Annotated in this window: 24 protein-coding genes and 1 pseudogene; 16 read left to right on the top strand and 9 right to left on the bottom strand. The window is 59.2% G+C overall.

The genetic code is table 11. The features are described 5' to 3' along the window. Positions 1-122 precede the first annotated feature (122 nt). The 3 genes from ftsX to ftsY are packed head-to-tail and all read right to left on the bottom strand — an operon-like array spanning position 123 to position 3338. Entirely contained in the window at positions 123-1181 is a 1059-nt protein-coding gene (gene ftsX, locus ACT3IC_RS11090; protein WP_103177362.1) for a permease-like cell division protein FtsX, read from the bottom strand. Next, a complete protein-coding gene (ftsE, locus tag ACT3IC_RS11085) occupies positions 1174-1839 on the bottom strand; it encodes a cell division ATP-binding protein FtsE (RefSeq protein WP_103177363.1) in 666 nt (221 codons plus the stop codon). Before ftsE ends, ftsX begins: the two co-directional genes overlap by 8 nt. Positions 1840-1841: 2 nt before the next feature. Then, complete coding sequence (ftsY, locus tag ACT3IC_RS11080; protein ID WP_156655322.1) at positions 1842-3338, bottom strand: signal recognition particle-docking protein FtsY; 1497 nt, start codon at positions 3336-3338, stop codon at positions 1842-1844. A gap of 137 nt (positions 3339-3475) precedes the next feature. On the opposite strand from ftsY, the gene rsmD reads away from it, so the two are divergent. Next, on the top strand, positions 3476-4078 hold the full coding sequence (rsmD, locus tag ACT3IC_RS11075; RefSeq protein WP_103177365.1) for a 16S rRNA (guanine(966)-N(2))-methyltransferase: 603 nt from the start codon (positions 3476-3478) through the stop codon (positions 4076-4078). Further along, positions 4062-4343, top strand: a complete 282-nt coding sequence (locus ACT3IC_RS11070) for a DUF1145 family protein (protein ID WP_103177366.1) — start codon at positions 4062-4064, stop codon at positions 4341-4343. The genes rsmD and ACT3IC_RS11070 overlap by 17 nt, the downstream gene beginning before the upstream one ends. A 63-nt stretch (positions 4344-4406) precedes the next feature. On the opposite strand, the gene ACT3IC_RS11065 is transcribed toward ACT3IC_RS11070, so the two are convergent. Then, positions 4407-4766: a DUF2500 domain-containing protein gene (locus ACT3IC_RS11065; protein WP_103177367.1), complete on the bottom strand. Its 360-nt coding sequence runs from the start codon at positions 4764-4766 to the stop codon at positions 4407-4409. Between the two features lie 127 nt (positions 4767-4893). On the opposite strand from ACT3IC_RS11065, the gene ACT3IC_RS11060 reads away from it, so the two are divergent. Then, positions 4894-5520, top strand: a complete 627-nt coding sequence (locus ACT3IC_RS11060) for a lysoplasmalogenase (protein ID WP_103177368.1) — start codon at positions 4894-4896, stop codon at positions 5518-5520. A gap of 72 nt (positions 5521-5592) precedes the next feature. Then, entirely contained in the window at positions 5593-7779 is a 2187-nt protein-coding gene (gene zntA, locus ACT3IC_RS11055) for a Zn(II)/Cd(II)/Pb(II) translocating P-type ATPase ZntA (RefSeq protein WP_473477438.1), read from the top strand. 81 nt (positions 7780-7860) lie between these two features. Here zntA and ACT3IC_RS11050 read toward each other — a convergent pair whose 3' ends face one another. From ACT3IC_RS11050 to tusA, 4 genes are all read right to left on the bottom strand, one after another. Next, positions 7861-9147, bottom strand: a complete 1287-nt coding sequence (locus ACT3IC_RS11050) for a TRAP transporter large permease (protein WP_103177370.1) — start codon at positions 9145-9147, stop codon at positions 7861-7863. 10 nt (positions 9148-9157) lie between these two features. Beyond that, entirely contained in the window at positions 9158-9667 is a 510-nt protein-coding gene (locus tag ACT3IC_RS11045) for a TRAP transporter small permease (protein WP_103177371.1), read from the bottom strand. A 12-nt stretch (positions 9668-9679) separates the two neighbouring features. Then, the gene (locus ACT3IC_RS11040; RefSeq protein ID WP_159340205.1) at positions 9680-10651 is read right to left on the bottom strand and encodes a TRAP transporter substrate-binding protein; all 972 of its coding nucleotides are present in this window, start codon (positions 10649-10651) and stop codon (positions 9680-9682) included. Between the two features lie 259 nt (positions 10652-10910). Next, the gene (gene tusA, locus ACT3IC_RS11035; protein ID WP_103177373.1) at positions 10911-11153 is read right to left on the bottom strand and encodes a sulfurtransferase TusA; all 243 of its coding nucleotides are present in this window, start codon (positions 11151-11153) and stop codon (positions 10911-10913) included. 315 nt (positions 11154-11468) lie between these two features. Between tusA and ACT3IC_RS11030 the strand changes: the two genes are divergently transcribed. Beyond that, positions 11469-12134 (top strand): 7-cyano-7-deazaguanine/7-aminomethyl-7-deazaguanine transporter, encoded by a 666-nt coding sequence (locus ACT3IC_RS11030; protein ID WP_103177374.1) that lies wholly within the window; start codon positions 11469-11471, stop codon positions 12132-12134. A gap of 72 nt (positions 12135-12206) precedes the next feature. Beyond that, complete coding sequence (locus tag ACT3IC_RS11025; protein WP_103177375.1) at positions 12207-12764, top strand: DcrB family lipoprotein; 558 nt, start codon at positions 12207-12209, stop codon at positions 12762-12764. Between the two features lie 4 nt (positions 12765-12768). On the opposite strand, the pseudogene ACT3IC_RS11020 reads toward ACT3IC_RS11025, so the two are convergent. Beyond that, positions 12769-14008: pseudogene (locus ACT3IC_RS11020) on the bottom strand (MFS transporter). A gap of 108 nt (positions 14009-14116) precedes the next feature. Here ACT3IC_RS11020 and ACT3IC_RS11015 point away from each other — a divergent pair. From ACT3IC_RS11015 to ACT3IC_RS10970, 10 genes are all read left to right on the top strand, one after another. Continuing rightward, complete coding sequence (locus ACT3IC_RS11015) at positions 14117-15190, top strand: AI-2E family transporter (RefSeq protein ID WP_103177377.1); 1074 nt, start codon at positions 14117-14119, stop codon at positions 15188-15190. A gap of 98 nt (positions 15191-15288) precedes the next feature. Further along, positions 15289-16353: a methyltransferase gene (locus ACT3IC_RS11010; RefSeq protein WP_159340204.1), complete on the top strand. Its 1065-nt coding sequence runs from the start codon at positions 15289-15291 to the stop codon at positions 16351-16353. A 57-nt stretch (positions 16354-16410) separates the two neighbouring features. After that, positions 16411-17133 carry a beta-ketoacyl synthase chain length factor gene (locus ACT3IC_RS11005; protein ID WP_159340203.1) on the top strand — a complete coding sequence of 241 codons (723 nt, stop codon included), beginning with the start codon at positions 16411-16413 and terminating at the stop codon, positions 17131-17133. Then, positions 17130-17945, top strand: coding sequence for a lysophospholipid acyltransferase family protein (locus ACT3IC_RS11000; protein ID WP_231736567.1), 816 nt, complete (start codon positions 17130-17132; stop codon positions 17943-17945). The genes ACT3IC_RS11005 and ACT3IC_RS11000 overlap by 4 nt, the downstream gene beginning before the upstream one ends. Beyond that, entirely contained in the window at positions 17926-18183 is a 258-nt protein-coding gene (locus ACT3IC_RS10995; protein ID WP_106995276.1) for a phosphopantetheine-binding protein, read from the top strand. The genes ACT3IC_RS11000 and ACT3IC_RS10995 overlap by 20 nt, the downstream gene beginning before the upstream one ends. Before the next feature lie 12 nt (positions 18184-18195). Further along, entirely contained in the window at positions 18196-18450 is a 255-nt protein-coding gene (locus ACT3IC_RS10990; RefSeq protein WP_156655328.1) for an acyl carrier protein, read from the top strand. Between the two features lie 6 nt (positions 18451-18456). Further along, positions 18457-19032, top strand: coding sequence for a COG4648 family protein (locus tag ACT3IC_RS10985; protein WP_156655329.1), 576 nt, complete (start codon positions 18457-18459; stop codon positions 19030-19032). Next, on the top strand, positions 19025-20383 hold the full coding sequence (locus ACT3IC_RS10980; RefSeq protein WP_473477431.1) for an AMP-binding protein: 1359 nt from the start codon (positions 19025-19027) through the stop codon (positions 20381-20383). Before ACT3IC_RS10985 ends, ACT3IC_RS10980 begins: the two co-directional genes overlap by 8 nt. Then, positions 20370-20723, top strand: a complete 354-nt coding sequence (locus ACT3IC_RS10975) for an ApeI family dehydratase (RefSeq protein WP_156655331.1) — start codon at positions 20370-20372, stop codon at positions 20721-20723. Before ACT3IC_RS10980 ends, ACT3IC_RS10975 begins: the two co-directional genes overlap by 14 nt. Beyond that, entirely contained in the window at positions 20714-22405 is a 1692-nt protein-coding gene (locus tag ACT3IC_RS10970; RefSeq protein ID WP_473477428.1) for a glycosyltransferase family 2 protein, read from the top strand. The genes ACT3IC_RS10975 and ACT3IC_RS10970 overlap by 10 nt, the downstream gene beginning before the upstream one ends. The last annotated feature ends 2 nt before the right edge of the window (positions 22406-22407 follow it).

The following is a 22407-nucleotide window of genomic DNA, read 5'->3' as shown; positions in this document are numbered from 1 at the left end:
AAACTGTGAATAAATTACGCACAAAATGTGACGTGAAGATGATGATGCGGGTCAGAGTCAACGAAAGGCTCTTTCCCTGCACGGTGATTCTCAATGCAGGGAAAGATTATACCAGAGATTTTTTAGTCAGGGGTAAAGTGACGTAAATGTTGCACGGTTGCTAACCAGGCCGCTATCCAGCCGATCATCGAGCAAACCAGCAGCAATAAGAGGCACTCGTCAAAGGATAAACCGCTGATATTAAACTTAGTTCCAAAAACCTGCGCCACTTCGGTTACCGCGGCGGAAAGTCGCATCACCAAAATTTCTGACAAAATCAGTGAAAGAAATGCACCGGCAAAACCGAGCAGTGCGCCGCCATACAGGAACGGACGCAGGATGAAGCCATCGGTGGCGCCGATCAGCTTCTGTACGTTAATGGTGTCGCGACGGGCAAAGATGCTCAGGCGCACGCTGTTGCCGATAACGAGGAACACCGCCGCTACCATCAGCACGCCGATCATCGCCGCAACGCGCCCCACAAGGCCCGTCAGCGCCGTCAGACGGGCGAACCAGCTGTCGTCCATCCGCACCTCATCAATGCCGTGAATACGGGAGACGCGATCGCGCAGGGTGTTTAGCGACTCGGTGCCCTGGAAATCGAGTTTTGGGATCACCACCGCCACCGCAGGCAGAGGGTTCTCTTCCAGCATATCCAGCGCGCCGCCAAACCCGGACCAGTTACGGAACTCGCCCAGCGCGTCTTCCCGCGACAGGTAGTTCACCTTCTCAACCCCCTGCTCGGCCTGTAGCTGACCCACAACCTGGGCAGCGGCGTTATCGTCGAGGGATTTATCGAGATAAACGGTGATCTGCGGAGAAGGATAGTACTGCGACGCCGCCTGATTAACGTTTTTATAGACCATGTAGCAGACGCTGGGCAGGGTCAGGGAGATGGCGATCACCATGACCGTCAGGAAGGTGGCGAACGGTTTGCTTTTCAGATCCTGCAGCGCGCCCTGGAAGGCGTAACGCACCTGCTCGTTAAACACGTTGGTTTTGCGCGAGTTGGGTCTTGGCGCGGATTTGCTGCGCTTCGGCGCATTGCGGTTGCCCTCTCCCGGGCCGCCTGCCGATTTACGAAAACGGTCAAGTTTGCTGCCAAACTGCCGCATCTGGTTCATTGCGTCACGCTTATTCACCGAGGCCTCCGTGCAAATGACCGTCGCTGAGCGTCAGCATGCGGTACGAACGACGAGCAATCAGCCCCATGTCGTGCGTCGCCATCAGTACTGTCACCCCCACGCGGTTAAACTCCTCAAACAGACGCAGGATCCCTTCGGAAAGGGCGTCGTCCAGGTTACCGGTCGGTTCATCCGCCAGCAGCACCGCCGGTTTATTCACCACCGCGCGGGCAATGCCCACGCGCTGCTGTTCACCGCCGGAAAGCTGGATAGGGAAGTTCTTCGCTTTGTCCAGCAGCCCGACCTTATCCAGCGCCGCCGATACGCGACGACGAATATCATCCCCGCTGGCGCCCGCGATAATCAGCGGGATCGCCACGTTGTCGAAGACCGTGCGGTCCATCAGCAGATGGTGATCCTGGAAAATCATGCCGATCTGCCGACGCAGAAACGGCACTTCGCGGTTTTTCAGGCGGCTGATGTCGTGGCCGCTGAACCAGATTTTCCCGGCGCTTGGCCGTTCGATCCCACAGATAAGCTTGAGCAGGGTACTTTTCCCCGCGCCGGAGTGGCCGGTCAGAAATGCCATCTCGCCCGGCTGCAGGTGGAATGTCACTCCCTGCAGCGCTTGTCTCCCACCAAGATAGGCCTTGCTGACGTGTTCAAAGCGAATCATTGTTAATCCTCTCGGGCAAAAAGTGCCTCAATAAAGTCGCCCGATTTAAACGGACGTAAATCTTCGATACGTTCGCCAACACCGATGTAGCGGATAGGAATACCAAACTGATCCGCTACCGAGAAGATCACCCCGCCTTTCGCGGTGCCATCCAGCTTGGTCAGCGTGATCCCGGTCAGCCCTACCGCTTCATGGAACAGCTTCGCCTGGCTGATGGCGTTCTGTCCGGTGCTGGCATCAATAGTCAGCATAATTTCATGCGGTGCATCTTCGTCCAGCTTTTTCATCACGCGGACGATCTTCTTCAGCTCTTCCATCAGGTGCGATTTATTCTGCAGACGCCCTGCGGTATCGGCAATCAGGACATCAACATTGCGCGCTTTCGCCGCCTGAATCGCATCGAAAATTACCGATGCGGAGTCTGCGCCGGTGTGCTGGGCAATCACCGGAATATTGTTGCGCTGGCCCCACACCTGCAGCTGCTCAACGGCGGCGGCACGGAAGGTATCCCCCGCGGCCAGCATCACCGATTTACCTTGCTGTTCAAACTGACGCGCCAGCTTGCCGATAGTGGTGGTTTTACCCACGCCGTTAACGCCCACCATCAGAATAACAAAAGGCATTTTGCCTTCAATATTAAGCGGTTCGTCAACTTTTGCGAGGATTTCACCCATCTCTTCTTTCAGCAGGCCGTAGAGCGCTTCGGCATCGCGCAGCTGTTTACGGCTGGCGCTCTCCGTCAGGCTGCTGATGATTTTGCGGGTGGTTTCCACGCCAACATCGGCAATCAGGAGCTGTTCTTCCAGCTCTTCAAAGAGATCATCATCGATTTTCTTGCCGCGGAACAGACTGATAAATCCGGAACCGAGGTTCTCTTTGGTTTTGATCAGGCTGCGTTTCAGGCGCGCAAAGAAACCTTCTTTGGTCGGCTTTTCCTGCTCCTGAACAATCTCTTCAACCGGCTCGTTCTCGTCGGCGACCGGGACAACCATCACCGCCTCTTCTGCCGCCTCAGCCGCCAGCGCCTGCGCTTCAAGCTCTTCGTCGCTGATCGTCTCTTCTTCGGTTTCTGGCAAATACTCTTCCGGGATCGCCTCTTTACTCTCTTCAGCGATCTCTTCCGGCAGCGGTAATTCTTCATGCTCGACAGCCTGCGGCGGGACCGCCTCCGCGACCGGCTCGACAATCTCCTCGACCGCGACAGGTTCTGGCTCAACGGCGACAGGCTCCGGTTCAACCGGCTGCGGTTTTTCACGCTCCTGAACCTGCTCTGTGACCTCAACCACCTCTTCAGCAAAGGCTTCAGTCTCTTGCGGGCTGTGGGTGCGCGCTTCTGCTTCTACGTCAGCGACGGTTTCAACAGGGGTTTCAGGCTGCGGCTGTTCAACCGCTGCGGGCTGTTCTGCGCTCTGTTGTTCTTCGTTCTGCTGCTCGGTTTCCTGCTCTTTTTGACCAAATCCCAGCCAGGAAAAGAAGCCACGTTTTTTCTCTTTTGCCATCTGCGACTACACCCCTCGCGGTTAATTACTGGCGCTATATACATGGAAGCTAAAAAAATGATGAAATAGTTTATCACTTAACTTAACGCACATCACCGCCTGCAAACGCAGGCCGTACGAGTGACCTGAGCAACAATATGAAGAAACCCAACCGTGCTGCCGCGGGCCAAATTCGCATTATCGGTGGTCAGTGGCGTGGCCGTAAACTTCCCGTCCCGGACAGCCCCGGCCTGCGCCCGACCACCGACCGCGTCCGTGAGACGCTGTTTAACTGGCTGGCACCTTCAATGGTAGATGCCCGTTGCCTGGACTGCTTCGCCGGAAGCGGCGCGCTCGGCCTTGAAGCCCTTTCACGCTACGCCGCCAGCGCCACGCTGCTGGAGATGGATCGCAGCGTCGCCCAGCAGTTGCAGCAAAACCTGGTGACGCTGAAAGCGGCGCACGCCCGCGTCGTTAACACCAACACCCTCGCGTTTCTGGCCCAGGCAGGCACCCCGCACGATGTAGTATTTGTCGATCCGCCGTTTCGCAAAGGGCTGCTGGAAGAGACGCTGTCGCTGCTGGAAAACAACGGCTGGCTGGCGGATGATGCGCTAATCTACGTCGAGAGCGAGGTAGAAAACGGTTTACCGCCGGTGCCCGCCCACTGGGATCTGCACCGGGAGAAAGTAGCCGGACAGGTCGCCTATCGTCTTTATCACCGTCAATCACAAGGAGAGACTGATGCCGGTACTGATTAATCTGGGTCGTTTGCTGATGCTGGGGGTCTGGGCATTTTTGCTCCTCAACCTCGTCCACCCGTTCCCACGCCCGATGAACATTTTTGTTAACGTGGCGCTGATTTTTACCTCGTTTATGCATGCCCTGCAGATGGTGATGCTAAAAAACGGCTTACCGAAAGACGGTCCGCAGATGACCGGCTGGCAGCAGGCCCGCGTCTTTATCTTCGGCGTGTTTGAGCTGCTGGTGTGGATGAAGAAATTTAAAGCGCAGGCGAAGAAGTAACCTGCGGCCTTCTGCCCGGTGGCGCTGCGCTTACCGGGCCTACGTTTCGTGCGGGCTGGCTGACTACGGCGCCGGATCAAACCCCTCAAACCGTGACCCCTTGTAACGCAACGTTCCTTTATCCCCCACCGTCAGCTGATGGTACTGCTTCTCGTCGAGGCGAAAGGTCATCTCCAGACCGCCGCTTTCCGGCTTAAAGCTCGCTTCATAGCGCATGCTGGTGCCGGCAGGCGTAACCTGCTGCTGACGCGATCGACGATCGTTTAGCGCTTTTTCCCGTTTATTGCTCACCACCACCCGCTTTTGCAGCAGCGGCGCGGCGTCGTTATCGGCCTTTTCCCGACGCTGCTGCACAAAGCGAAATGACGCGGCAACGACGATAATTGCCAGAACGATAATAAAAAAGAGCGGCATCTTGCTCATTAGACAATCCTTAAGACCAGGCTGAAATCAGGATAGCGTGCCACGCTGTGCATTGCTATTGGCCCGTCTGCACCACTACACTGAAGTGAAACTGTTTATTCAACAATAACAGATACAGGGACTTAATATGCTTTGGTCATTTATCGCTGTCTGTTTCTCCGCATGGCTGTATGTCGATGCGTCCTACCGCGGCCCTGCCTGGCAGCGCTGGCTGTTTAAACCCGTCACCCTCCTGCTGCTACTGCTGCTGGCCTGGCAGGCGCCGATGTTCAACGCCATCAGCTATCTGGTGCTCGCAGGGCTCTGCGCATCGCTGGTGGGCGATGCCCTGACCCTGCTGCCGCGCCAGCGCCTGCTCTATGCCGTGGGGGCGTTTTTCTTATCGCATCTGCTCTACACCATCTATTTCGCCAGCCAGATGACGCTCTCCTTCTTCTGGCCGCTGCCGCTGGCGCTGCTGGTCGTTGGCGCGGTGCTGATAGCGGTGGTCTGGACGCGTCTGGAGGAGATGCGCTGGCCAATCTGTACGTTTATCGCCATGACGCTGGTGATGGTGTGGCTGGCGGGCGAGCTGTGGTTCTTCCGTCCGACGGCCCCGGCGCTGTCGGCCTTTGTGGGGGCCACGCTCCTGCTGCTGAGCAATATTGTCTGGCTGGGCAGTCATTACCGTCGCCGTTTCCGCGCCGATAATGCCATTGCCGCCGCCTGCTATTTTGCCGGGCACTTCCTGATCGTGCGTTCGCTCTATATTTAACGCTTGACTCTGGAGTCGACTCCAGAGTGTATGCTGCGGTTAATGAGAAAATTATCATTGCCGGAGAGTGCCATGTCGACTCCAGAAACACCGAAAAAAGTGCCGCAGTTCGCGGCGCTTAAACTCGCCCCCCTTCCTGCTAAAGAGGCCTGTTGTAGCGTGGATCACACTCCACCGCAGGCCGAAACCGTGCTGCCTGCCGAGGGCGAGCGTTACAGCTGGGTGGTCAATGGCATGGACTGCGCCGCCTGCGCGCGCAAAGTGGAAAACGCCGTTCGCCAGGTGGCGGGGGTGAACCATGTCCAGGTGCTGTTTGCCACGCAAAAGCTGCTGGTTGATGCCGCAAGCAACGTCAGCGGCCAGGTCGAGGCCGCGGTAGTGAAGGCAGGCTACACGCTGCGCAATGAAAACGCGCCGGTCGAAAAATCCTCCATGCTGCGCGATAACCTCCCGCTCCTCACGCTGATAGTGTTGATGGCCCTGAGCTGGGGTCTGGCGCAGGTTAACCCTCCCCTGGGCAATATCGCCTTTATCGCCACCACGCTGGTCGGGCTCTGGCCGGTGGCCCGTCAGGCGCTGCGTCTGATGAAGAGCGGCAGTTGGTTCGCCATTGAGACGCTGATGAGCGTCGCCGCCATCGGGGCGCTGTTTATCGGTGCCACGGCGGAAGCGGCGATGGTGCTGCTGCTGTTTTTAACCGGCGAACGGCTGGAGGGCTGGGCGGCGAGCCGGGCGCGCAAAGGGGTGAGCGCGCTGATGGCGCTGAAACCGGAAACCGCCACGCAGATAATCAACGGCGAGCGCAAAACGGTGCCCATTGCCGGGCTGCGCCCGGGGGATGTGATCGAAGTCGCCGCTGGTGGACGCCTGCCCGCCGACGGGACGCTGCTTACCGCCGCCGCCAGCTTTGATGAAAGCGCCCTCACCGGCGAGTCCATCCCGGTCGAGCGCACCGCGGGTGAAAAGGTGCTAGCGGGAGCCACCAGCGTCGATCGTCTGGTCGAGCTGACGGTCTTGTCGGAGCCGGGCGAGAGCGCCATCGACCGCATCCTGAAGCTGATTGAAGAGGCGGAAGCGCGCCGCGCCCCGGTGGAGCGCTTCATCGACCGCTTCAGCCGCCTCTATACCCCGGTGATTATGCTCATCGCCCTGCTGGTTGCCGTAGTGCCGCCGCTGCTGTTCAGCGCGCCCTGGGAGGGCTGGATCTACAAGGGGCTGACCCTGCTGCTGATTGGCTGTCCATGTGCGCTGGTGATCTCGACGCCAGCGGCGATCACCTCCGGGCTGGCAGCCGCAGCGCGACGTGGCGCGTTGATTAAGGGCGGCGCGGCGCTGGAGCAGCTGGCGCAGGTGCAGCGGGTGGCCTTCGATAAAACCGGTACCCTGACGGTCGGCAAACCTCAGGTGACGGGCATTTATCCGCTCGACAGCGGCGAAAACGACCTGCTGGCGCTGGCGGCGGCGGTAGAGCAGGGTTCCACCCACCCGCTGGCGCAGGCGATTGTGCGTGAAGCAAAAGCCCGCGGGCTGACGATTGCGGCGGCGACCGCGCAGCGGGCGCTAATGGGCTCCGGGATTGAAGCCGAGGTCGCGGGCAGTAAAGTGCTGATTTGCGCCGCGGATAAATTCCCTGCCCCGCACCTGGCGGTGCAAACCACTACCCTGGAGCAGGCCGGACAGACGGTGGTGACGGTGGTTCAGGAGGGCGTGGCCAAGGGACTTATTACGCTGCGCGACACCCTACGGGATGATGCGAAAGAGGCCGTGCAGGCCCTGCATCAACTGGGGATCAAAGGTGTGATTCTCACCGGGGATAACCCGCGCGCCGCCGCGGCCATTGCCGGCGAACTGGGGCTGGATTTCCGGGCGGGGCTGCTGCCCGCCGATAAAGTGCAGGCGGTGACGGCGCTGAATGACACCGCGCCGCTGGCGATGGTAGGAGACGGTATTAACGACGCCCCGGCAATGAAGGCGGCAACCCTTGGCATTGCAATGGGCAGTGGCACCGATGTGGCGCTGGAGACCGCCGACGCGGCCCTCACCCACAACCGCCTGAGCGGGCTGGCGCAGATGATCAGCCTCGCGCGCGCCACCCGCGCCAATATCCGGCAGAATATTACTATCGCGCTGGGGTTGAAGGGAATTTTTCTGGTGACCACCCTGCTGGGCATGACGGGATTATGGCTGGCAGTGCTGGCGGATACCGGGGCGACGGTGCTGGTGACGGCCAACGCGCTGCGGTTATTGCGCCAGAGGTAAAAAAAAGCCCAGTGGCGGCTGCGCCTTACCGGGCCTACGATTTTCCAGGCCGGGCAAGCGCAGCGCCGCCCGGCCCCATCGTTACTGCATTCCCAACGTGTGCGGCAACCACAGCGATATTGCCGGAATGTAGGTCACCATCCCTAACACTATCAGCAGCATGGCATAGAACGGCAGCATCTCCTTCACTACGGCTTCGATCTTCTGCTTGCTCACCGCGCTGGCGACAAACAGCACCGATCCTACCGGCGGGGTAATCAGGCCGATCCCGAGGTTAACCATCATGATCATGCCGAAGTGCACCGGATCGATACCCAGGGCGTTGGTCACCGGCAGCAGGACCGGCGTCAGGATCAGGATGATCGGCGCCATGTCCATCAGGGTGCCAATCAGCAGCAGCATGATGTTGAGGTACATCAGAATGACGTACTTGTTATCCGACAGCGACGTAAAGAATGCGGTGATGCGCATCGGCAGCTGCATGTAGGTCATCACCGCGCCAAAGGCCGCGGCAAAGCCAATCAGGATCATCACGATGGTGACCGTTTTGACCGTGCGGCACATCAGCTTCGGCAGCTCGTTCCACTTATAGTCGCGATAGATAAACATGGTGACAAAGAAGGCCCACAGGCAGGCGACCGCCGCAGACTCCGTTGCGGTAAAGATACCCGACAGGATCCCGCCGAGAATAATCACCACCGTCATCAGGCCCCACAGCGCATCCAGCATGGTTTTTAACGCCTGCTTGAACGGAATGCGCTCCCCTTTCGGGTAGCCGCGCTTGCGCGCGAAGCATAAACAGAGCGCCATCAGCCCCATGCCCAGCAGCAGACCCGGCAGTACGCCCGCGATAAACAGCGTGGCGATAGAGACCGTGCCGCCTGCCGCCAGGGAGTAGATCACCGAGTTGTGGCTCGGCGGGATCAGAATCGCCTGCACCGAGCCGCTGGCGGTGACCGCCGCCGCATATTCGCGCGGATAGCCCTTCTTCTCCATCTCCGGGATCATCACGGTCCCGATGGAGGCGGTATCCGCCACCGAGGAGCCGGAAATAGCGCCGAAAAAGGTCGAAGCGACGATATTCACCAGCGACAGCCCGCCGCGAATAAAGCCGACAAAGATATAGGCGAAGTTAACCAGCCGCCGGGCAATGCCCCCTTCCGCCATGATCGCCCCCGCGAGGATAAAGAACGGGATCGCCAGCAGGGTAAATTTGTTCACCCCGCTGGTGATTTGGATCATTAATGCTTCCAGCGGCAGATCAATCCACAGCGCGCCAGCCACGGCGCTTAAGCCGACGGCAAAGGCCACCGGCATCCCCAGCGCCAGCAGAATGGCGAGGGTGAATAACAAAACAAAGGCATCCATTGTTCACCCCTTAACTGTGGTTGCCGATCAGCACGACCGGGCGACTTTCCTGAGAGCCAAACAGCAGGCGCTCAAGCACAAACAGGATCAAAATCGCCGACCCCACCGGCAGCGGCAGATAACTTTCGCCGGAGGTCAGGATCGGAAACTCCGCGACCGGCTGGTCCCAGAGTTCAATGCACAGCAGGTAGCTGTACCAGAACATGATGCCGGAGATGACCAGCATCAGCAGATCCACCACCCGTGCGCAGACCGTTTTCAGTGAGTCTGGCAATCTGTCTGTGAGCATGTTCACCGCAATATGTGAGCCGGCGCGGTAGCTCACCGCCGCGCCGATAAAGGTGAACGTCACCATGCAGATAATGGCAATCGGCTCCGGCCACGACTCACCGCGGTTGAGTACGTAGCGCGAAAAGATGCCAATCGGGATAACGATGGTCATCACCAGCAGCGACAGCCCGGCAATGGCCATCGCCAGCAGGTAGAGACGGTCCATCCATTTCAGATAGAGTTCGGACATAAATACTCCGGCTTACTTAACGTCAGCGATGGCTTTCATCAGATCCTGATGTTTTTCACCATACTGGGCGCGCACCGGCTCGGTCGCTTTGACGAACACCGCCTTATCGATGTCATGGAACTGCACGCCGCCCGCCTTCATCTTCGCCAGCGCTTCGTCGTTGTAGGCCTGCCACAGCTTACGCTGCTCCATCTGCGCTTCACGGGCCAGGGTCTTAATTTTTTCCTGCTCGTCGGCGCTCAGCTTGTCCCACTTCATTTTGGAGTAGAGCAGCATTTCCGGAGTGATAAAGTGGCCGCTCAGGGTGTAGTTTTTGGCCACCGGCATGTAGTTGTGGGCGATATAGGTCGGTGGGTTATTCTCAGCGCCGTCGATAACGCCGGTCTGCATGCCGCTGTAGACTTCACTTACCCCCATCGCCACCGAGTTGGCGCCCATATCTTTCAACGTCGCCAGCGCCACCGGGCTGCCCTGAACGCGGATTTTCTTACCTTTCAAATCTTCCGGTTTAACAATCGGATCTTTGGTGATCAGGTTACGGGTGCCGGAGTCCATCCAGCCGAGGAAGACCAGCTTCGATTTCGGGTTCGCCGTCAGTTTTTCGCCGATCTGCTTACCGATGTCGCCGTCGATCACTTTGTGCATATGGTCTTCATCGCGGAATACATACGGCAGGGTAAAGACTTCGATATCCGGCAGGATGGCCGCAACCGGCGCCATGGAGACGCGGATCATATCGATGGCGCCCATCTGCGCCTGCTCAATCATCTGCTTTTCATCACCCAGTACGCCGCCAGGGAAGACTTTGATCTCCAGCTTGCCGTCGGTTTGTTGTTTAAGTTTTTCACCCATATGCTCCACCGCCACCACGTTCGGGTAGCCTTCAGGATGCACATCAGCAGCTTTAATGGTTTGAGCAGAGACAGAGGCAGCAAAAGCAGACAGACACAGAGCGGCCAGCAACGGCTTGATGGTCGTTTTCATTGAGTCAACTCCAGGGTATGAGGTAAGCGTTGGAACGGCGTTTTAGTTTTCAGCTTCAAAACTAGCCTAAGGCCTGGAAAACGAGGGTGAAGCGCCTCACAAAAAAGCGCTAAAATTTGAAACAATGGTTCAAATTGGTGATGGAGTTCAAACGAATGGCCTTTCAGGCCCGTGCAGGAGGGCGTGCCGGAGGGCGGCTACGCCTTACCCGGCCTACGCGTAGGCCCGTGCAAGCGCAGCGCCGCCGGGCAAAATGGCATTAGCCTTTGCGGATCAGATAGCGATAGGGCAGCGAGGCGGTTTCCTGTGCCAGCAGCTCATGTTCCATAAAGGTACAAAAGCCGGGAATATCGCGGGTGGTGGCCGGATCGTCGGCAATAATTAATAGCGTCTCGCCGGTTTGCATCGTGCGCACGGTTTTGCGCACCATCATCACCGGTTCCGGGCAGCGCAGGCCCTGGGCGTCAAGAGTATGGTCTGGGCTGGAAAACAGATCGGTCATCGTCGTCTCGTTCAGATAAAAAACGGCAGTAGTTTACGCCCCAGACCGGGCAAAGCAAACCAGGTTAACGATTGCGTAAAAATTAGCCGTTGCAAAGCACAATGAAAGCAGTATGATGCGGCCGGTTTTCAGAATCTGTTCCAACAGGCGTTATTGTTGAAGCCAGTCTGGAGACGGACAGCGCGCAAAAACCGGAGCGTACATAGAGTACGTGAGGATTTTGAGCACTGCCCGGATTCAGAATGGCGAATAAAATAGCCTGATGGCCAGATTCATATTGGGTTCCCTCACCCCAACTTATAAAAAGGTCACAATATGACGCAGTTCTCTCAATCGCAGCGCGTAAAAGCGTTGTTCTGGCTTTCGCTTTTCCATCTGCTGGTGATTACCTCCAGTAACTACCTGGTACAGCTGCCGATCTCCATTTTTGGTTTTCATACCACCTGGGGCGCGTTCAGTTTCCCGTTTATCTTCCTTGCGACCGATCTTACCGTCCGTATCTTTGGCGCACCGCTCGCCCGACGCATTATTTTTGCCGTCATGCTTCCGGCGCTGTTTGTGTCGTACGGGATCTCCTCGCTGTTCTATATGGGAAGCTGGCAGGGCTTTGAGGCGCTGACGCACTTTAACCTTTTTGTCGCCCGTATCGCCGCCGCCAGCTTTATGGCCTATGCGCTTGGGCAGATCCTCGACGTGCATGTCTTTAACCGCCTGCGCCAGAACCATCTCTGGTGGATGGCGCCGACCGCCTCCACGCTGTTTGGCAACGTCAGCGATACGCTGGCCTTTTTCTTTATCGCCTTCTGGCGCAGCCCGGATGCGTTTATGGCCGAACACTGGATGGAAATTGCCCTCGTGGATTACGCCTTCAAGGTGCTTATCAGCCTGGTCTTCTTCCTGCCGATGTACGGCGTACTGCTGAATATGTTGCTGAAAAGATTCGAGGATAAATCTGAAATTTCAGCATTACGGGCAGGTTAAAGGTTCCCCTGAACAGTTGTGATAAGATGGATTGATGCGCCGTTATGGCCGTTTATCGAAAGGAAGAATGTAATGCGCAATCTGGTTAAATATGTCGGGATTGGCCTGCTGGTGATGGGGCTTGCCGCTTGTGATAACAGCGACACGAAAGCACCTGCTCAGGCTGCGTCTGCGGAAAGCAACGCCACGGGTCAGCCGGTCAGCCTGATGGATGGCAAACTCAGTTTCTCACTGCCCGCGGATATGACCGATCAGAGCGGCAAGCTGGGTACGCAGGCGAACAATATGCACGTCTATTCCGATGCCACCGGGCAGAAAGCGGTGATTGTGATCGTCGGCGACGACACCAGTGAAGACCTGGGCGTGCTGGCGAAACGTCTGGAAGATCAGCAGCGCAGCCGCGACCCGCAGCTGCAGGTGGTCACCAACAAAGCCATCGATCTGAAAGGCCACACCCTGCAACAGCTGGACAGCATTATCTCTGCCAAAGGCCAGACCGCTTACTCATCCGTGGTGCTGGGTAAAGTGGACAACAAGCTGCTGACCCTGCAGATCACGCTGCCTGCTGACGACCAGCAGAAAGCGCAAACTGCCGCAGAGAACATCATCAATACCCTGGTGATTCAGTAAGTCATCACGATGAAATGGCCTCCTCCGGAGGCCATTTTTTTAGCCGCCACGTCAGCAGTAACGCCACCGCCACCAACCCCGCCGCCGCCAGATAGATAACCGGTACCCCGGCCCACGCCATCACCAGCCCGGCCAGCGGCCCGGTCACCCCCAGCGACATATCCATAAACACCGTATAGGTCGCCAGCGCCGCCCCCTGGTTCTGCTGCGGTACCGCTTTGACCGCCACCACCCCCAGCGCCGGGAAGACCAGCGAGAAGCCTGCCCCCGCAAGGAACACCCCGATCCGCGCCATCCACGGCGCCTCAGCGATGCCGGTCAGCAGCAGGCCGAGGATCTCAACGCTAAAGCAGATCATCGCCACGTTCAGTCCGCCCAGCCGGTTGATGCCGTTGGGGAACAGCAGGCGGGTGCCGACGAAGGCGCAGCTAAAGAGCGTCAGCGCGAAGGCCGCGCCGTCCCAGCCTTTATCGGCGTAAAACAGCGTAATGAAAGTGGCGATAACCCCAAAACCTGCCGAACCGAGCGCCAGCGCCATGCCGTAGGGCCAGACGCGCCCCAGCACCGTGCGAAACGGCATCGGCTTGCCTTTGCTGGCCTTCACTTTCGGACGTGGCAGGGCGAAGAGGATCGCCAGCAACGCCACCCCCATAATGGTCAACGCCAGCCCGCTCAGGCCGGTGTAGCGATAGCAGAGCACGCCAAGGGGCGCGCCCATCGCCATTGCGCCATAGGTGACGATGCCGTTCCAGGAGATCACCCGCCCGATGTGCGAAGCTCCCACTACCCCCACGCCCCACAGCGTTGAGCCCGTTCCGGCAAGGCTTTGTCCGATGCCTAAGATCACCCGGCCAAAACAGAGCAGCGCCAGGCTGACCACCGGCCAGGCGCTGGTCAGCCCGGCCAGGAAATAGCTCACCCCGCTCAGGAAGCAGCCGCACAGCCCCAGCACCACAATGCTCTTGGGCCCGAACAGATCGGCATAGCGCCCGGCATAGGGGCGGCTTAACAGGGTGGCGAAGTATTGCAGGCTGATGACCAGACCCGCCCAGAAGGCGCTAAAGCCCATAATGTCATGCACATAGCCCGGCAGGACGGCAAGCGGCAGGCCGATGGTCAGGTAGCTGGCAAAGTTGAAAATCACGACGGAAACAATACGCAGGTTGAGGCGCAATCCACTCAGTGCCGGTTCGGCGGCAGGTTCGGGCATCAGGTTCACCAGAATTTTTACAACAGTGTTTCACTATTACCACGCCAGGGAGAGAAATGCAGCAGCGACTTTAAGATTAACGGCGTCAGCCGAAGCGCTGCGGGCGCACTACACTTAGGAGCATCTTATAAGAGGAATAATCATGATAATCACGCCGCCCGATAAAACGGGTCTTCCACCCGCTGATAAAGCGGGTCTCCATATTTTAATGAAGCTGGCCTGTCTGGTGGTGATCCTGGCAGGCATTCACGCCGCAGCAGATATTCTCGTTCAGCTATTGCTGGCGCTCTTTTTCGCCATCGTCCTTAACCCCCTCGTCACCTGGTTTTTGCGCCGGGGGGTAAGCCGCCCTGTTGCCATCACCATTGTGGTGGTGGTAATGCTGATTGGACTGACGGCGCTGTTTGGGGTGCTGGCGGCCTCGCTCAATGAATTTGCCGCCATGCTGCCGAAATACAACAAAGAGCTGACGCGCAAGATTGTCGATCTGCAGCAAATGTTCCCGTTCCTCAACCTGCACATCTCCCCGGAGCGGATGCTGAGACGGATGGACTCGGAAAAGGTGATGACCTTTGCCACCGCGCTGATGACTCAGCTTTCCGGGGCGATGGCCAGCATTTTGCTGCTGGTGATGACCGTGGTCTTTATGCTGTTTGAAGTGCGCCACGTGCCGTACAAGATGCGTTTTGCCCTCAATAATCCGCAGATCCATATCGCCGGTTTACACCGCGCCCTGAAGGGCGTGTCGCACTACCTGGCGCTGAAAACGCTGCTGAGTTTGTGGACCGGGGCCATTGTCTGGCTGGGGCTGACGCTGCTGGGGGTGCAGTTTGCCCTGATGTGGGGCGTGCTGGCCTTCCTGCTGAACTATGTGCCTAATATCGGCGCGGTGATCTCCGCCGTACCGCCGATGATCCAGGCGTTCCTGTTCAACGGTTTTTACGAATGCATGATGGTGGGGGCGCTATTCCTTATCGTCCACATGGTGCTGGGCAATATCGTTGAGCCGCGAATGATGGGCCACCGGCTGGGAATGTCCACTCTGGTGGTCTTCCTGTCGTTATTGATCTGGGGCTGGTTGCTCGGCCCGGTGGGGATGTTACTTTCCGTGCCGCTCACCAGCGTCTGTAAGATCTGGATGGAGACCACCCGGGGCGGCAGCAAACTGGCGATCCTGCTTGGGCCAGGCAGACCAAAAAGCAGGCTGCCGGGATAGCGTCTCCCCTTTTAGCGCGCGCGGTGCGGTAAACTTATACGTCGGGTCAGCAATGGCCCGACGTTCTCTGTTCTAACCGGCGAAAGGTGACGTAATTCATGTACGAGAAGGACACGCTCAGCGCGCTTGAGGCCATCACCGAAGCGCAACGCATCGCGTTTGCCCCCATGCTGTTTCAGACCGCGCGCTGTCTGCGTCATTTCGGGGTGCTCGCCTTGCTGGACAAACAGGGCCAGCACGGCGCGACGCTTGACGAGATCGTCGCTAACTGCACGCTCAGTGAGTATGGCGCGGGCGTGCTGCTGGATATGGGATTAAGCGGACGGATCGTGACCCGCAGCGACGGACGTTATTATCTGGCTAAAATCGGCCACTACCTGCTGCATGACAGCATGACCCGGGTCAACATGGATTTCACCCAGGACGTATGCTACCAGGGACTGTTTCACCTTGCCGATTCTCTGCAAGGGGAAAAGCCGGCGGGACTGACGGTCTTTGGCGACTGGCCAACCATCTATCCGGCCCTCTCTGCCCTGCCCGAGCAGGCACAGCGGAGCTGGTTTGCTTTCGATCACTTCTATTCCGACGGCGCATTCGACGCCGCCCTGCCCCTTATATTCGCAAGCAGGCCGACAAAATTGTACGATGTCGGCGGCAATACGGGTAAATGGGCGCTACGCTGCTGTAGATACGATGAAAATGTCGCCGTTACGCTGCTCGATTTGCCGCAGCAAATTGCACTGGCCCAGGAAAATATCGCAAAAGCAGGATTATCTCATCGTATTGAGTTCCATCCTGTCGATATGCTTAGCGACGCTGAACTGCCGGATGACGCGGATGTCTGGTGGATGAGCCAGTTTCTGGACTGCTTCTCTCCCGATCAGATTGTGACCCTGCTAAGCAACGTGGCGAAGGTGATGAAGCCGGGTGCCCGCCTGTGCATTCTGGAGCTGTTCTGGGATGCGCAGCGATTCGAAGCGGCCGCCTTCAGCCTGAACGCCACCTCGCTCTATTTCACCTGTATGGCGAACGGCAACAGCCGTTTTTACAGCGCAGAAAAATTTTATCACTATCTGGAAAAAGCAGGATTCCGGGTAGAAGAGCGGCATGACAATCTCGGGGTGGGCCACACCTTATTGATTTGCCAGAAATATGAACAGTAACGCCGCCTGAGTGACAGGGGCGTGACCGGATGACGGGTTTATCGCGGACGCGCGCAGATGAAATTTGCACTTAACATTCTCGACTGGCAAGCCAGAGCGCCAGGCCTTTGCGATGCCAGTCAGTGGCAGGCATGGTCACAGGGCTCGCACGCCATCGATCCCGCCGCGCCGCAGGCAAAACTGTCCGAACTGCCGATGATGACCGCCCGCCGCCTCAGCTCTGGCAGCAAGCTGGCGGTGGAGTGCGGAATGGCGATGGTGCGCAAGCACGCCATTGACGCCGTGGTCTACACCAGCCGTCACGGTGAGCTGGAGCGAAACTACCGCCTTCTGCATGCGCTGGCGACCGGACAGGATCTCTCCCCCACCGATTTCGCCATGTCGGTGCACAACTCCGCGGTGGGGAATCTCACCATCGCCGCGCGTCAGCCGATCGTCTCGTCGTCCCTCTCCGCCGGAATGGATACCTTCCAGCAGGGTCTCATTGAGGTGCTGAGCCTGCTGCATGCCGGGTATAAGCGGCTGTTAATGGTCGATTTCGACGGCACCCTGCCCGATTTTTACCGCCCCGCGCTGCCGGAACAGATGCCAGGCTGGCCCTATGCTCTGGCGCTGGTCATTGAAGCCGGCAACAGCCTGCGCTGTGAAACCCGCGCCGCCCGTTATCCGGACGAACTCCCGCTGCCGCAGAGCCTGCTGTTCCTGCGCCACTACCTGCGCGACGATGCGCAGTTTGACGTGCCCGGCGAGCGCCTGCTGTGGCAGTGGACGCGGGCATGAGAGCGATTAAGGCGGCGTGTGGCCGCGGCTGGCGATTGGTGATGACCGGCCTGTGCTTCGTGCTGTTTGGCGTGGGCGGACTGCTGCTGTCGCTGGTGTGGTTCAATCTGTTGAACCTGGTGCAGCGCGATCGCGCCCGTCGCCGTCGCCTCGCCCGCCGCAGCATCGCCGCCAGCTTCCGCACCTTTTTAACCGTGGCGCGCGCCCTGGGCGTGCTCGATTACCGTTTCGATAACCTTGAGGTCCTGCGCCAGGAGCGCGGCTGCCTGGTGGTGGCGAATCATCCGACGCTTATCGACTACGTGCTTATCGCCTCGGTGATGCCGGAAACCGACTGTCTGGTGAAAGGCGCTCTGCTGCGGAACCCCTTTCTCAGCGGTGCGATCCGGGCTGCGGATTACCTGATCAACAGCGAAGCCGATACGCTCTTAAGCGCCTGTCAGCAGCGGCTGGGCCAGGGCGACACCCTGCTGATTTTCCCGGAAGGGACGCGTACGCAGGTGGGAAAAGCCATGACGTTGCAGCGCGGGGCGGCGAATATTGCCGTGCGGTGCGCCAGCGATCTGCGGGTGGTACTTATCCACTGCAGTGAGCATCTGCTCGATAAACAGAGCCAGTGGTATGACATACCGCCAGACAAGCCCTTTTTTACGGTTGATGTCCGTGAGCGGGTGAATATTGATGATTTTTACGATGCGGCAGTCCACGAGCCCGCGCTGGCGGCCCGACAGCTCAACCGGCACCTGCAGCATCGCTTAACATCCGGTCTCAAATCTTTGTCAGGAATGAATGATGCAAGCGCTCTACCTTGAAATTAAAAATCTAATTATTACCACCCTCAATCTGGACGAATTGACCGCAGAGGATATCGATACGGATGCCGCGCTGTTTGGCGATGGGTTGGGCCTTGACTCAATCGATGCCCTTGAGCTGGGCCTGGCGGTAAAAAACCAGTACGGCGTGGTGCTGTCTGCGGAAAGCGAAGAGATGCGCCAGCACTTCTACTCCGTTGCCACGCTGGCCTCTTTCATCACTGCCCAACGCGCCTGAGACTGAACTGAAATGACGACTGAACACAAATCCGTTTACCAGGAAGTGACTTCCCTTCTGATCACCCTGTTTGAAGTCGCCCCCGAGGATATAACGCCGCAGGCGCGACTGTATGAGGATCTGGAGCTGGACAGCATCGACGCCGTCGACATGGTGGTTCACCTGCAGAAGCGAACCGGCGCCCGTATCAAGCCGGACACCTTCAAGTCGGTGCGTACCGTGCAGGACGTGGTGGATGCGGTAGAAAAACTGCTGGGCGAAGCGTAACGCATCATGCGTGGCGGAAAGTCATTTCCGGTCATCCCGCTGCTGACGGGATTAATGCTGCTCGGCTGGCCCTTCCTGGTGGGCTTTGGGCTGGCGCACAACAGGCTGCACTGGCTGCTGCCGCTGATGGCCGTCCTGCTGCTGTGCCGTTTTAACCAGGCGCGGCGCAACGCCGGGCCGCTGCGCTATGTGATCCAGAGCGTGGCCCTGGTGGGCATCCTCCTCTGTGCGGCAAGCTATCTGCTGAACGCGCACCACTGGCTGCTGCTCTATCCGGTGGTGGTGAACCTGGCCATGCTGGCGGTGTTTGGCGGCTCGCTCTGGACGACGATGCCAATAGTGGAGCGGCTGGCGCGCCTGCGCGACCCCCATCTTCCCCCTGCTGGTGTGCGCTACACCCGCGTCGTGACGCGGGTATGGTGCGGCTTTTTCATTTTTAACGGCAGCGTGGCGCTGTTCACCGTGTTGCATGGGGATATGCGGCTCTGGACGCTGTGGAACGGCATGATCGCCTACATCCTGATGGGAACGTTAATGGCAAGCGAGTGGCTGGTACGTCAGCGGATGATGAAAGATGCATAACCCCCTGCCGCTGAGCCAGTGGCTGAACGCTCCCCGTCCGGACGACACCCCTGTCGCCTGGTCCGGCGATTATCGCTGGACGCTCGGGGAGTTACGCCACGACGTCATCACCCTGACGGCCTCTTTACAACAGCAGGAAGGTGAGCGCTGGGCGCTCTGCTTCGAGGACTGCTATCTGTTTATCGTCGCCCTGCTGGCAACGCTGCATGCGGGCAAAACGCCGGTGCTGCCCGGACACAGCCGGGAATCGCTGCTGGAAGAGCAACAGGCGCTGTTCAGCGGCGTGCTGAGCGACAGGACGCTGAACATCCGCGGCCCGCTGCAGGTGATCGGCTCTGCCCGCCGCCGTGCCGCCGCCTTTACGCCGCTGCCGGACATCGGGAATACCCGCGCTATCGAGCTGTTCACCTCCGGCTCGACCGGAAAGCCTGAGCGTATTATCAAGACCATCGCCCAGCTCGATGGCGAAGCCCGCCTGCTGGCAGCCCGCTTTGGTGCGCGGCTGCACGGTTGCGCTGTCGTCTCCTCGGTGGTGCCGCAGCATCTCTACGGCCTGACGTTTCGCATTGTGCTGCCGATGGCGCTGGGGATGGCGCTGCACACGGCGATGCTCACCCATGCCGAGCAGCTGGCGGCGCTCGATCCCACACAGCGCTACCTGTTTATTAGCAGCCCGGCATTTCTGAAGCGGCTCGATCCTGCCCTCACCCCGCCGCCCGTCGCGGTGTTAGTTTCGGCCGGGGGTGTACTGGCGTGGCCGTCGGTCTGCGATACCCACCGCTGGCTGGGATGCTGGCCGGATGAAATTTACGGCAGCAGCGAAACCGGGGTTCTCGCCTGGCGCTATCGCCAGGCAGAGGCAAACCTCTGGCAGCCCTTCCCTGGCGTCACCTTTCACCGCGATAATGAGGCCCTGCGCGTCACCTCGCCGCTTACGGATGCGGACGGCGTGCTGCTCGACGATATTCTGCACTTCGGGGATAACGGTCAGTTCAGCCTCGTCGGCCGCCGGGGCCGGGTGGTGAAAATCGAAGAGAAGCGCATTTCGCTCAATGAGATCGAACAGCGTCTGCTGGCGCTGGAGGGCATCTACGAAGCGGCGGCGCTGCCTGTCACCCGCGGTGGGCGGCAGGGGATTGGCGTCCTGCTGGTTCTGAGCGACACCGCGCGTCAGCAGCTGCACCAGCGCGGCAGTAAAGCGCAGATCCTCGCCTGGCGACGCGCCCTGCGCCCCTGGCTCGAACCGGTCGCGGTACCCCGCTACTGGCGCATTCTTGATGAAATGCCGGTGAACAGTATGAACAAGCGTGTCTATGCGCAGCTACAGGAGTTATTTGATGAACATCCCTGAGATCGGGCGCCACCAGGCACAGCCTCAGCACCTTGAGATCGTCCTGCATCTCGATCCGGCGCTGTTCTGGTTCCAGGGCCATTTTGCCGTGCAGCCGCTGCTGCCGGGAGTTGCCCAGGTGGACTGGGTGATGCACTACGCCACCACGCTGCTGGCGCCGGAATACCGTTTTCACACTATTCAGCACGTGAAGTTTCAGGCGCCGCTGCTGCCGGAGGCCACCGTGACGCTGGTTCTCGACTGGAACGCGGCGCGCCAGATGCTCACTTTTAGCTATCTGCGGCACGACGGCGAGCTGCGCCACACCGCCAGCAGCGGGAAGATTCGCTTATGCCGTTAACCTTCCGCCCCTGCATCCTCATCCCCTGCTATAACCACGGGGCGATGATGGCAAGCGTGCTGGCCCGCCTGGCGCCGTTTCAGCTGCCGGTGATTGTGGTGGACGACGGCAGCGACGCCAGCACCCGTCAGGCACTGGATCGCCTGGCCGCCGACAATGCGCAGGTAACGCTGGTGCGGCTGACCCACAACAGCGGCAAGGGCGCGGCGGTGATCCGCGGGCTGAAGGTCTGCGCCGGAGCCGGTTTTAGCCATGCGGTACAGGTGGACGCCGACGGCCAGCACGCGCTGGAGGACATTCCCCGGCTGCTGGCGCTGGCCGAACGCCACCCGACAGCGCTTATCTCCGGCCAGCCGCTCTTTGATGATTCGATCCCCCGCTCGCGGCTGTATGGCCGCTGGGTCACTCACGTCTGGGTCTGGATCGAAACGCTCTCATTGCAGCTCAAAGACAGCATGTGCGGCTTTCGGGTCTACCCGGTGGAGGCCACGCTCCAGCTGGCAAACCGCGTCTCCCTCGGTAAGCGAATGGATTTTGACACCGAAGTGATGGTGCGCCTCTACTGGCAGGGCAATACCAGCTATTTTCTGCCCACCCGGGTGACCTACCCTGAGAATGGCCTCTCCCATTTCGATGCCCTGAACGATAACCTGCGCATCTCCTGGATGCATACCCGGCTGTTCCTCGGCATGCTACCGCGTATCCCTTCCCTGCTGTTACGCCCTCGCCGCCAGCACTGGGCGCAGCAGCAGGAGGTCAAAGGTCTCTACGGCATGCGCCTGATGCTGCGGGTCTGGCAGCTGCTTGGCCGCCGGGCGTTTACCCTCCTGCTCTGGCCGGTGATTACCGTCTACTGGCTGACCGCCCGTCCGGCGCGGCAGGCCTCCCGGCAGTGGATCGCCCGGGTCAGTGAGACGCTGGCGAGACGCCAGCAGCCAAAACCTGCGCGCCTGAACAGCTTTTTCCACTTCCTGCGCTTCGGCAACGCCATGCTGGATAAGGTCGCCAGCTGGCAGGGCGAACTCAAACTGGACCGGGACGTGCTATTTGCGCCCGGCGCACGGGAAAAACTCGATCTGACGTCGCCGCAGGGCAAACTGCTACTGGCCTCCCATCTGGGTGACGTTGAAGCGTGCCGCGCCCTGGCCCAGCTTAAAGGGGGCAAAACCATCAACGCGCTGGTGTTCAGCGATAACGCCCAGCGTTTCAAACAGATTATGCAGGAGATGGCGCCCCAGGCCGGGCTGAACCTGATACCGGTGACCGATATTGGCCCGGAAACGGCCATCCTGCTGAAAGAGAAGATCGATCGCGGGGAATGGGTGGCGATCGTTGGAGATCGGATCGCCGTCGATCCGCAGCGCGGCGGAAACTGGCGCGTGGTATGGAGCGATTTTATGGGCCAGCCCGCGCCGTTCCCCGAGGGGCCCTTTGTCCTCGCCTCGCTGATGCGCTGCCCGGTGGTGCTGATCTTCGCCCTGCGCCAGCAGCAGAAGCTGCATATCCACTGCGAAGACTTTGCCGATCCGCTGCTGTTACCGCGCAGCGAGCGCCAGCAGGCGTTACAGCAGACCGTCGACCGTTATGCCCAACGGCTGGAGCACTTTGCGCTGCAGGCTCCGCTCGACTGGTTTAATTTTTTCGATTTCTGGCGTCTGCCGGATGCCCACGAGAAGGAGTAAAG

It is taken from the genome of Leclercia sp. GHBNCSD, from assembly GCF_055805075.1.
Note: the sequence above shows the minus strand (reverse complement) of the source record. Positions and strands in the feature narration are given on the sequence as shown.

What these genes read in the sequence shown, in the direction of transcription:
- ACT3IC_RS11000 (WP_231736567.1), top strand. Translation starts at nt 17,130, where the DNA reads ATGAGAGCGATTAAGGCGGCGTGTGGCCGCGGCTGGCGATTGGTGATG.
- ftsY (WP_156655322.1), bottom strand. Translation starts at nt 3,338, where the DNA reads ATGGCAAAAGAGAAAAAACGTGGCTTCTTTTCCTGGCTGGGATTTGGT.
- ACT3IC_RS11050 (WP_103177370.1), bottom strand. Translation starts at nt 9,147, where the DNA reads ATGGATGCCTTTGTTTTGTTATTCACCCTCGCCATTCTGCTGGCGCTG.
- ACT3IC_RS11005 (WP_159340203.1), top strand. Translation starts at nt 16,411, where the DNA reads ATGAAATTTGCACTTAACATTCTCGACTGGCAAGCCAGAGCGCCAGGC.
- ftsE (WP_103177363.1), bottom strand. Translation starts at nt 1,839, where the DNA reads ATGATTCGCTTTGAACACGTCAGCAAGGCCTATCTTGGTGGGAGACAA.
- rsmD (WP_103177365.1), top strand. Translation starts at nt 3,476, where the DNA reads ATGAAGAAACCCAACCGTGCTGCCGCGGGCCAAATTCGCATTATCGGT.
- ACT3IC_RS11070 (WP_103177366.1), top strand. Translation starts at nt 4,062, where the DNA reads ATGCCGGTACTGATTAATCTGGGTCGTTTGCTGATGCTGGGGGTCTGG.
- ACT3IC_RS11060 (WP_103177368.1), top strand. Translation starts at nt 4,894, where the DNA reads ATGCTTTGGTCATTTATCGCTGTCTGTTTCTCCGCATGGCTGTATGTC.
- zntA (WP_473477438.1), top strand. Translation starts at nt 5,593, where the DNA reads ATGTCGACTCCAGAAACACCGAAAAAAGTGCCGCAGTTCGCGGCGCTT.
- ACT3IC_RS11065 (WP_103177367.1), bottom strand. Translation starts at nt 4,766, where the DNA reads ATGAGCAAGATGCCGCTCTTTTTTATTATCGTTCTGGCAATTATCGTC.
- ACT3IC_RS11045 (WP_103177371.1), bottom strand. Translation starts at nt 9,667, where the DNA reads ATGTCCGAACTCTATCTGAAATGGATGGACCGTCTCTACCTGCTGGCG.
- tusA (WP_103177373.1), bottom strand. Translation starts at nt 11,153, where the DNA reads ATGACCGATCTGTTTTCCAGCCCAGACCATACTCTTGACGCCCAGGGC.
- ACT3IC_RS10995 (WP_106995276.1), top strand. Translation starts at nt 17,926, where the DNA reads ATGCAAGCGCTCTACCTTGAAATTAAAAATCTAATTATTACCACCCTC.
- ACT3IC_RS10980 (WP_473477431.1), top strand. Translation starts at nt 19,025, where the DNA reads ATGCATAACCCCCTGCCGCTGAGCCAGTGGCTGAACGCTCCCCGTCCG.
- ACT3IC_RS10985 (WP_156655329.1), top strand. Translation starts at nt 18,457, where the DNA reads ATGCGTGGCGGAAAGTCATTTCCGGTCATCCCGCTGCTGACGGGATTA.
- ACT3IC_RS10970 (WP_473477428.1), top strand. Translation starts at nt 20,714, where the DNA reads ATGCCGTTAACCTTCCGCCCCTGCATCCTCATCCCCTGCTATAACCAC.
- ACT3IC_RS11015 (WP_103177377.1), top strand. Translation starts at nt 14,117, where the DNA reads ATGATAATCACGCCGCCCGATAAAACGGGTCTTCCACCCGCTGATAAA.
- ACT3IC_RS11010 (WP_159340204.1), top strand. Translation starts at nt 15,289, where the DNA reads ATGTACGAGAAGGACACGCTCAGCGCGCTTGAGGCCATCACCGAAGCG.
- ACT3IC_RS10975 (WP_156655331.1), top strand. Translation starts at nt 20,370, where the DNA reads ATGAACATCCCTGAGATCGGGCGCCACCAGGCACAGCCTCAGCACCTT.
- ACT3IC_RS11025 (WP_103177375.1), top strand. Translation starts at nt 12,207, where the DNA reads ATGCGCAATCTGGTTAAATATGTCGGGATTGGCCTGCTGGTGATGGGG.
- ACT3IC_RS11040 (WP_159340205.1), bottom strand. Translation starts at nt 10,651, where the DNA reads ATGAAAACGACCATCAAGCCGTTGCTGGCCGCTCTGTGTCTGTCTGCT.
- ACT3IC_RS11030 (WP_103177374.1), top strand. Translation starts at nt 11,469, where the DNA reads ATGACGCAGTTCTCTCAATCGCAGCGCGTAAAAGCGTTGTTCTGGCTT.
- ACT3IC_RS10990 (WP_156655328.1), top strand. Translation starts at nt 18,196, where the DNA reads ATGACGACTGAACACAAATCCGTTTACCAGGAAGTGACTTCCCTTCTG.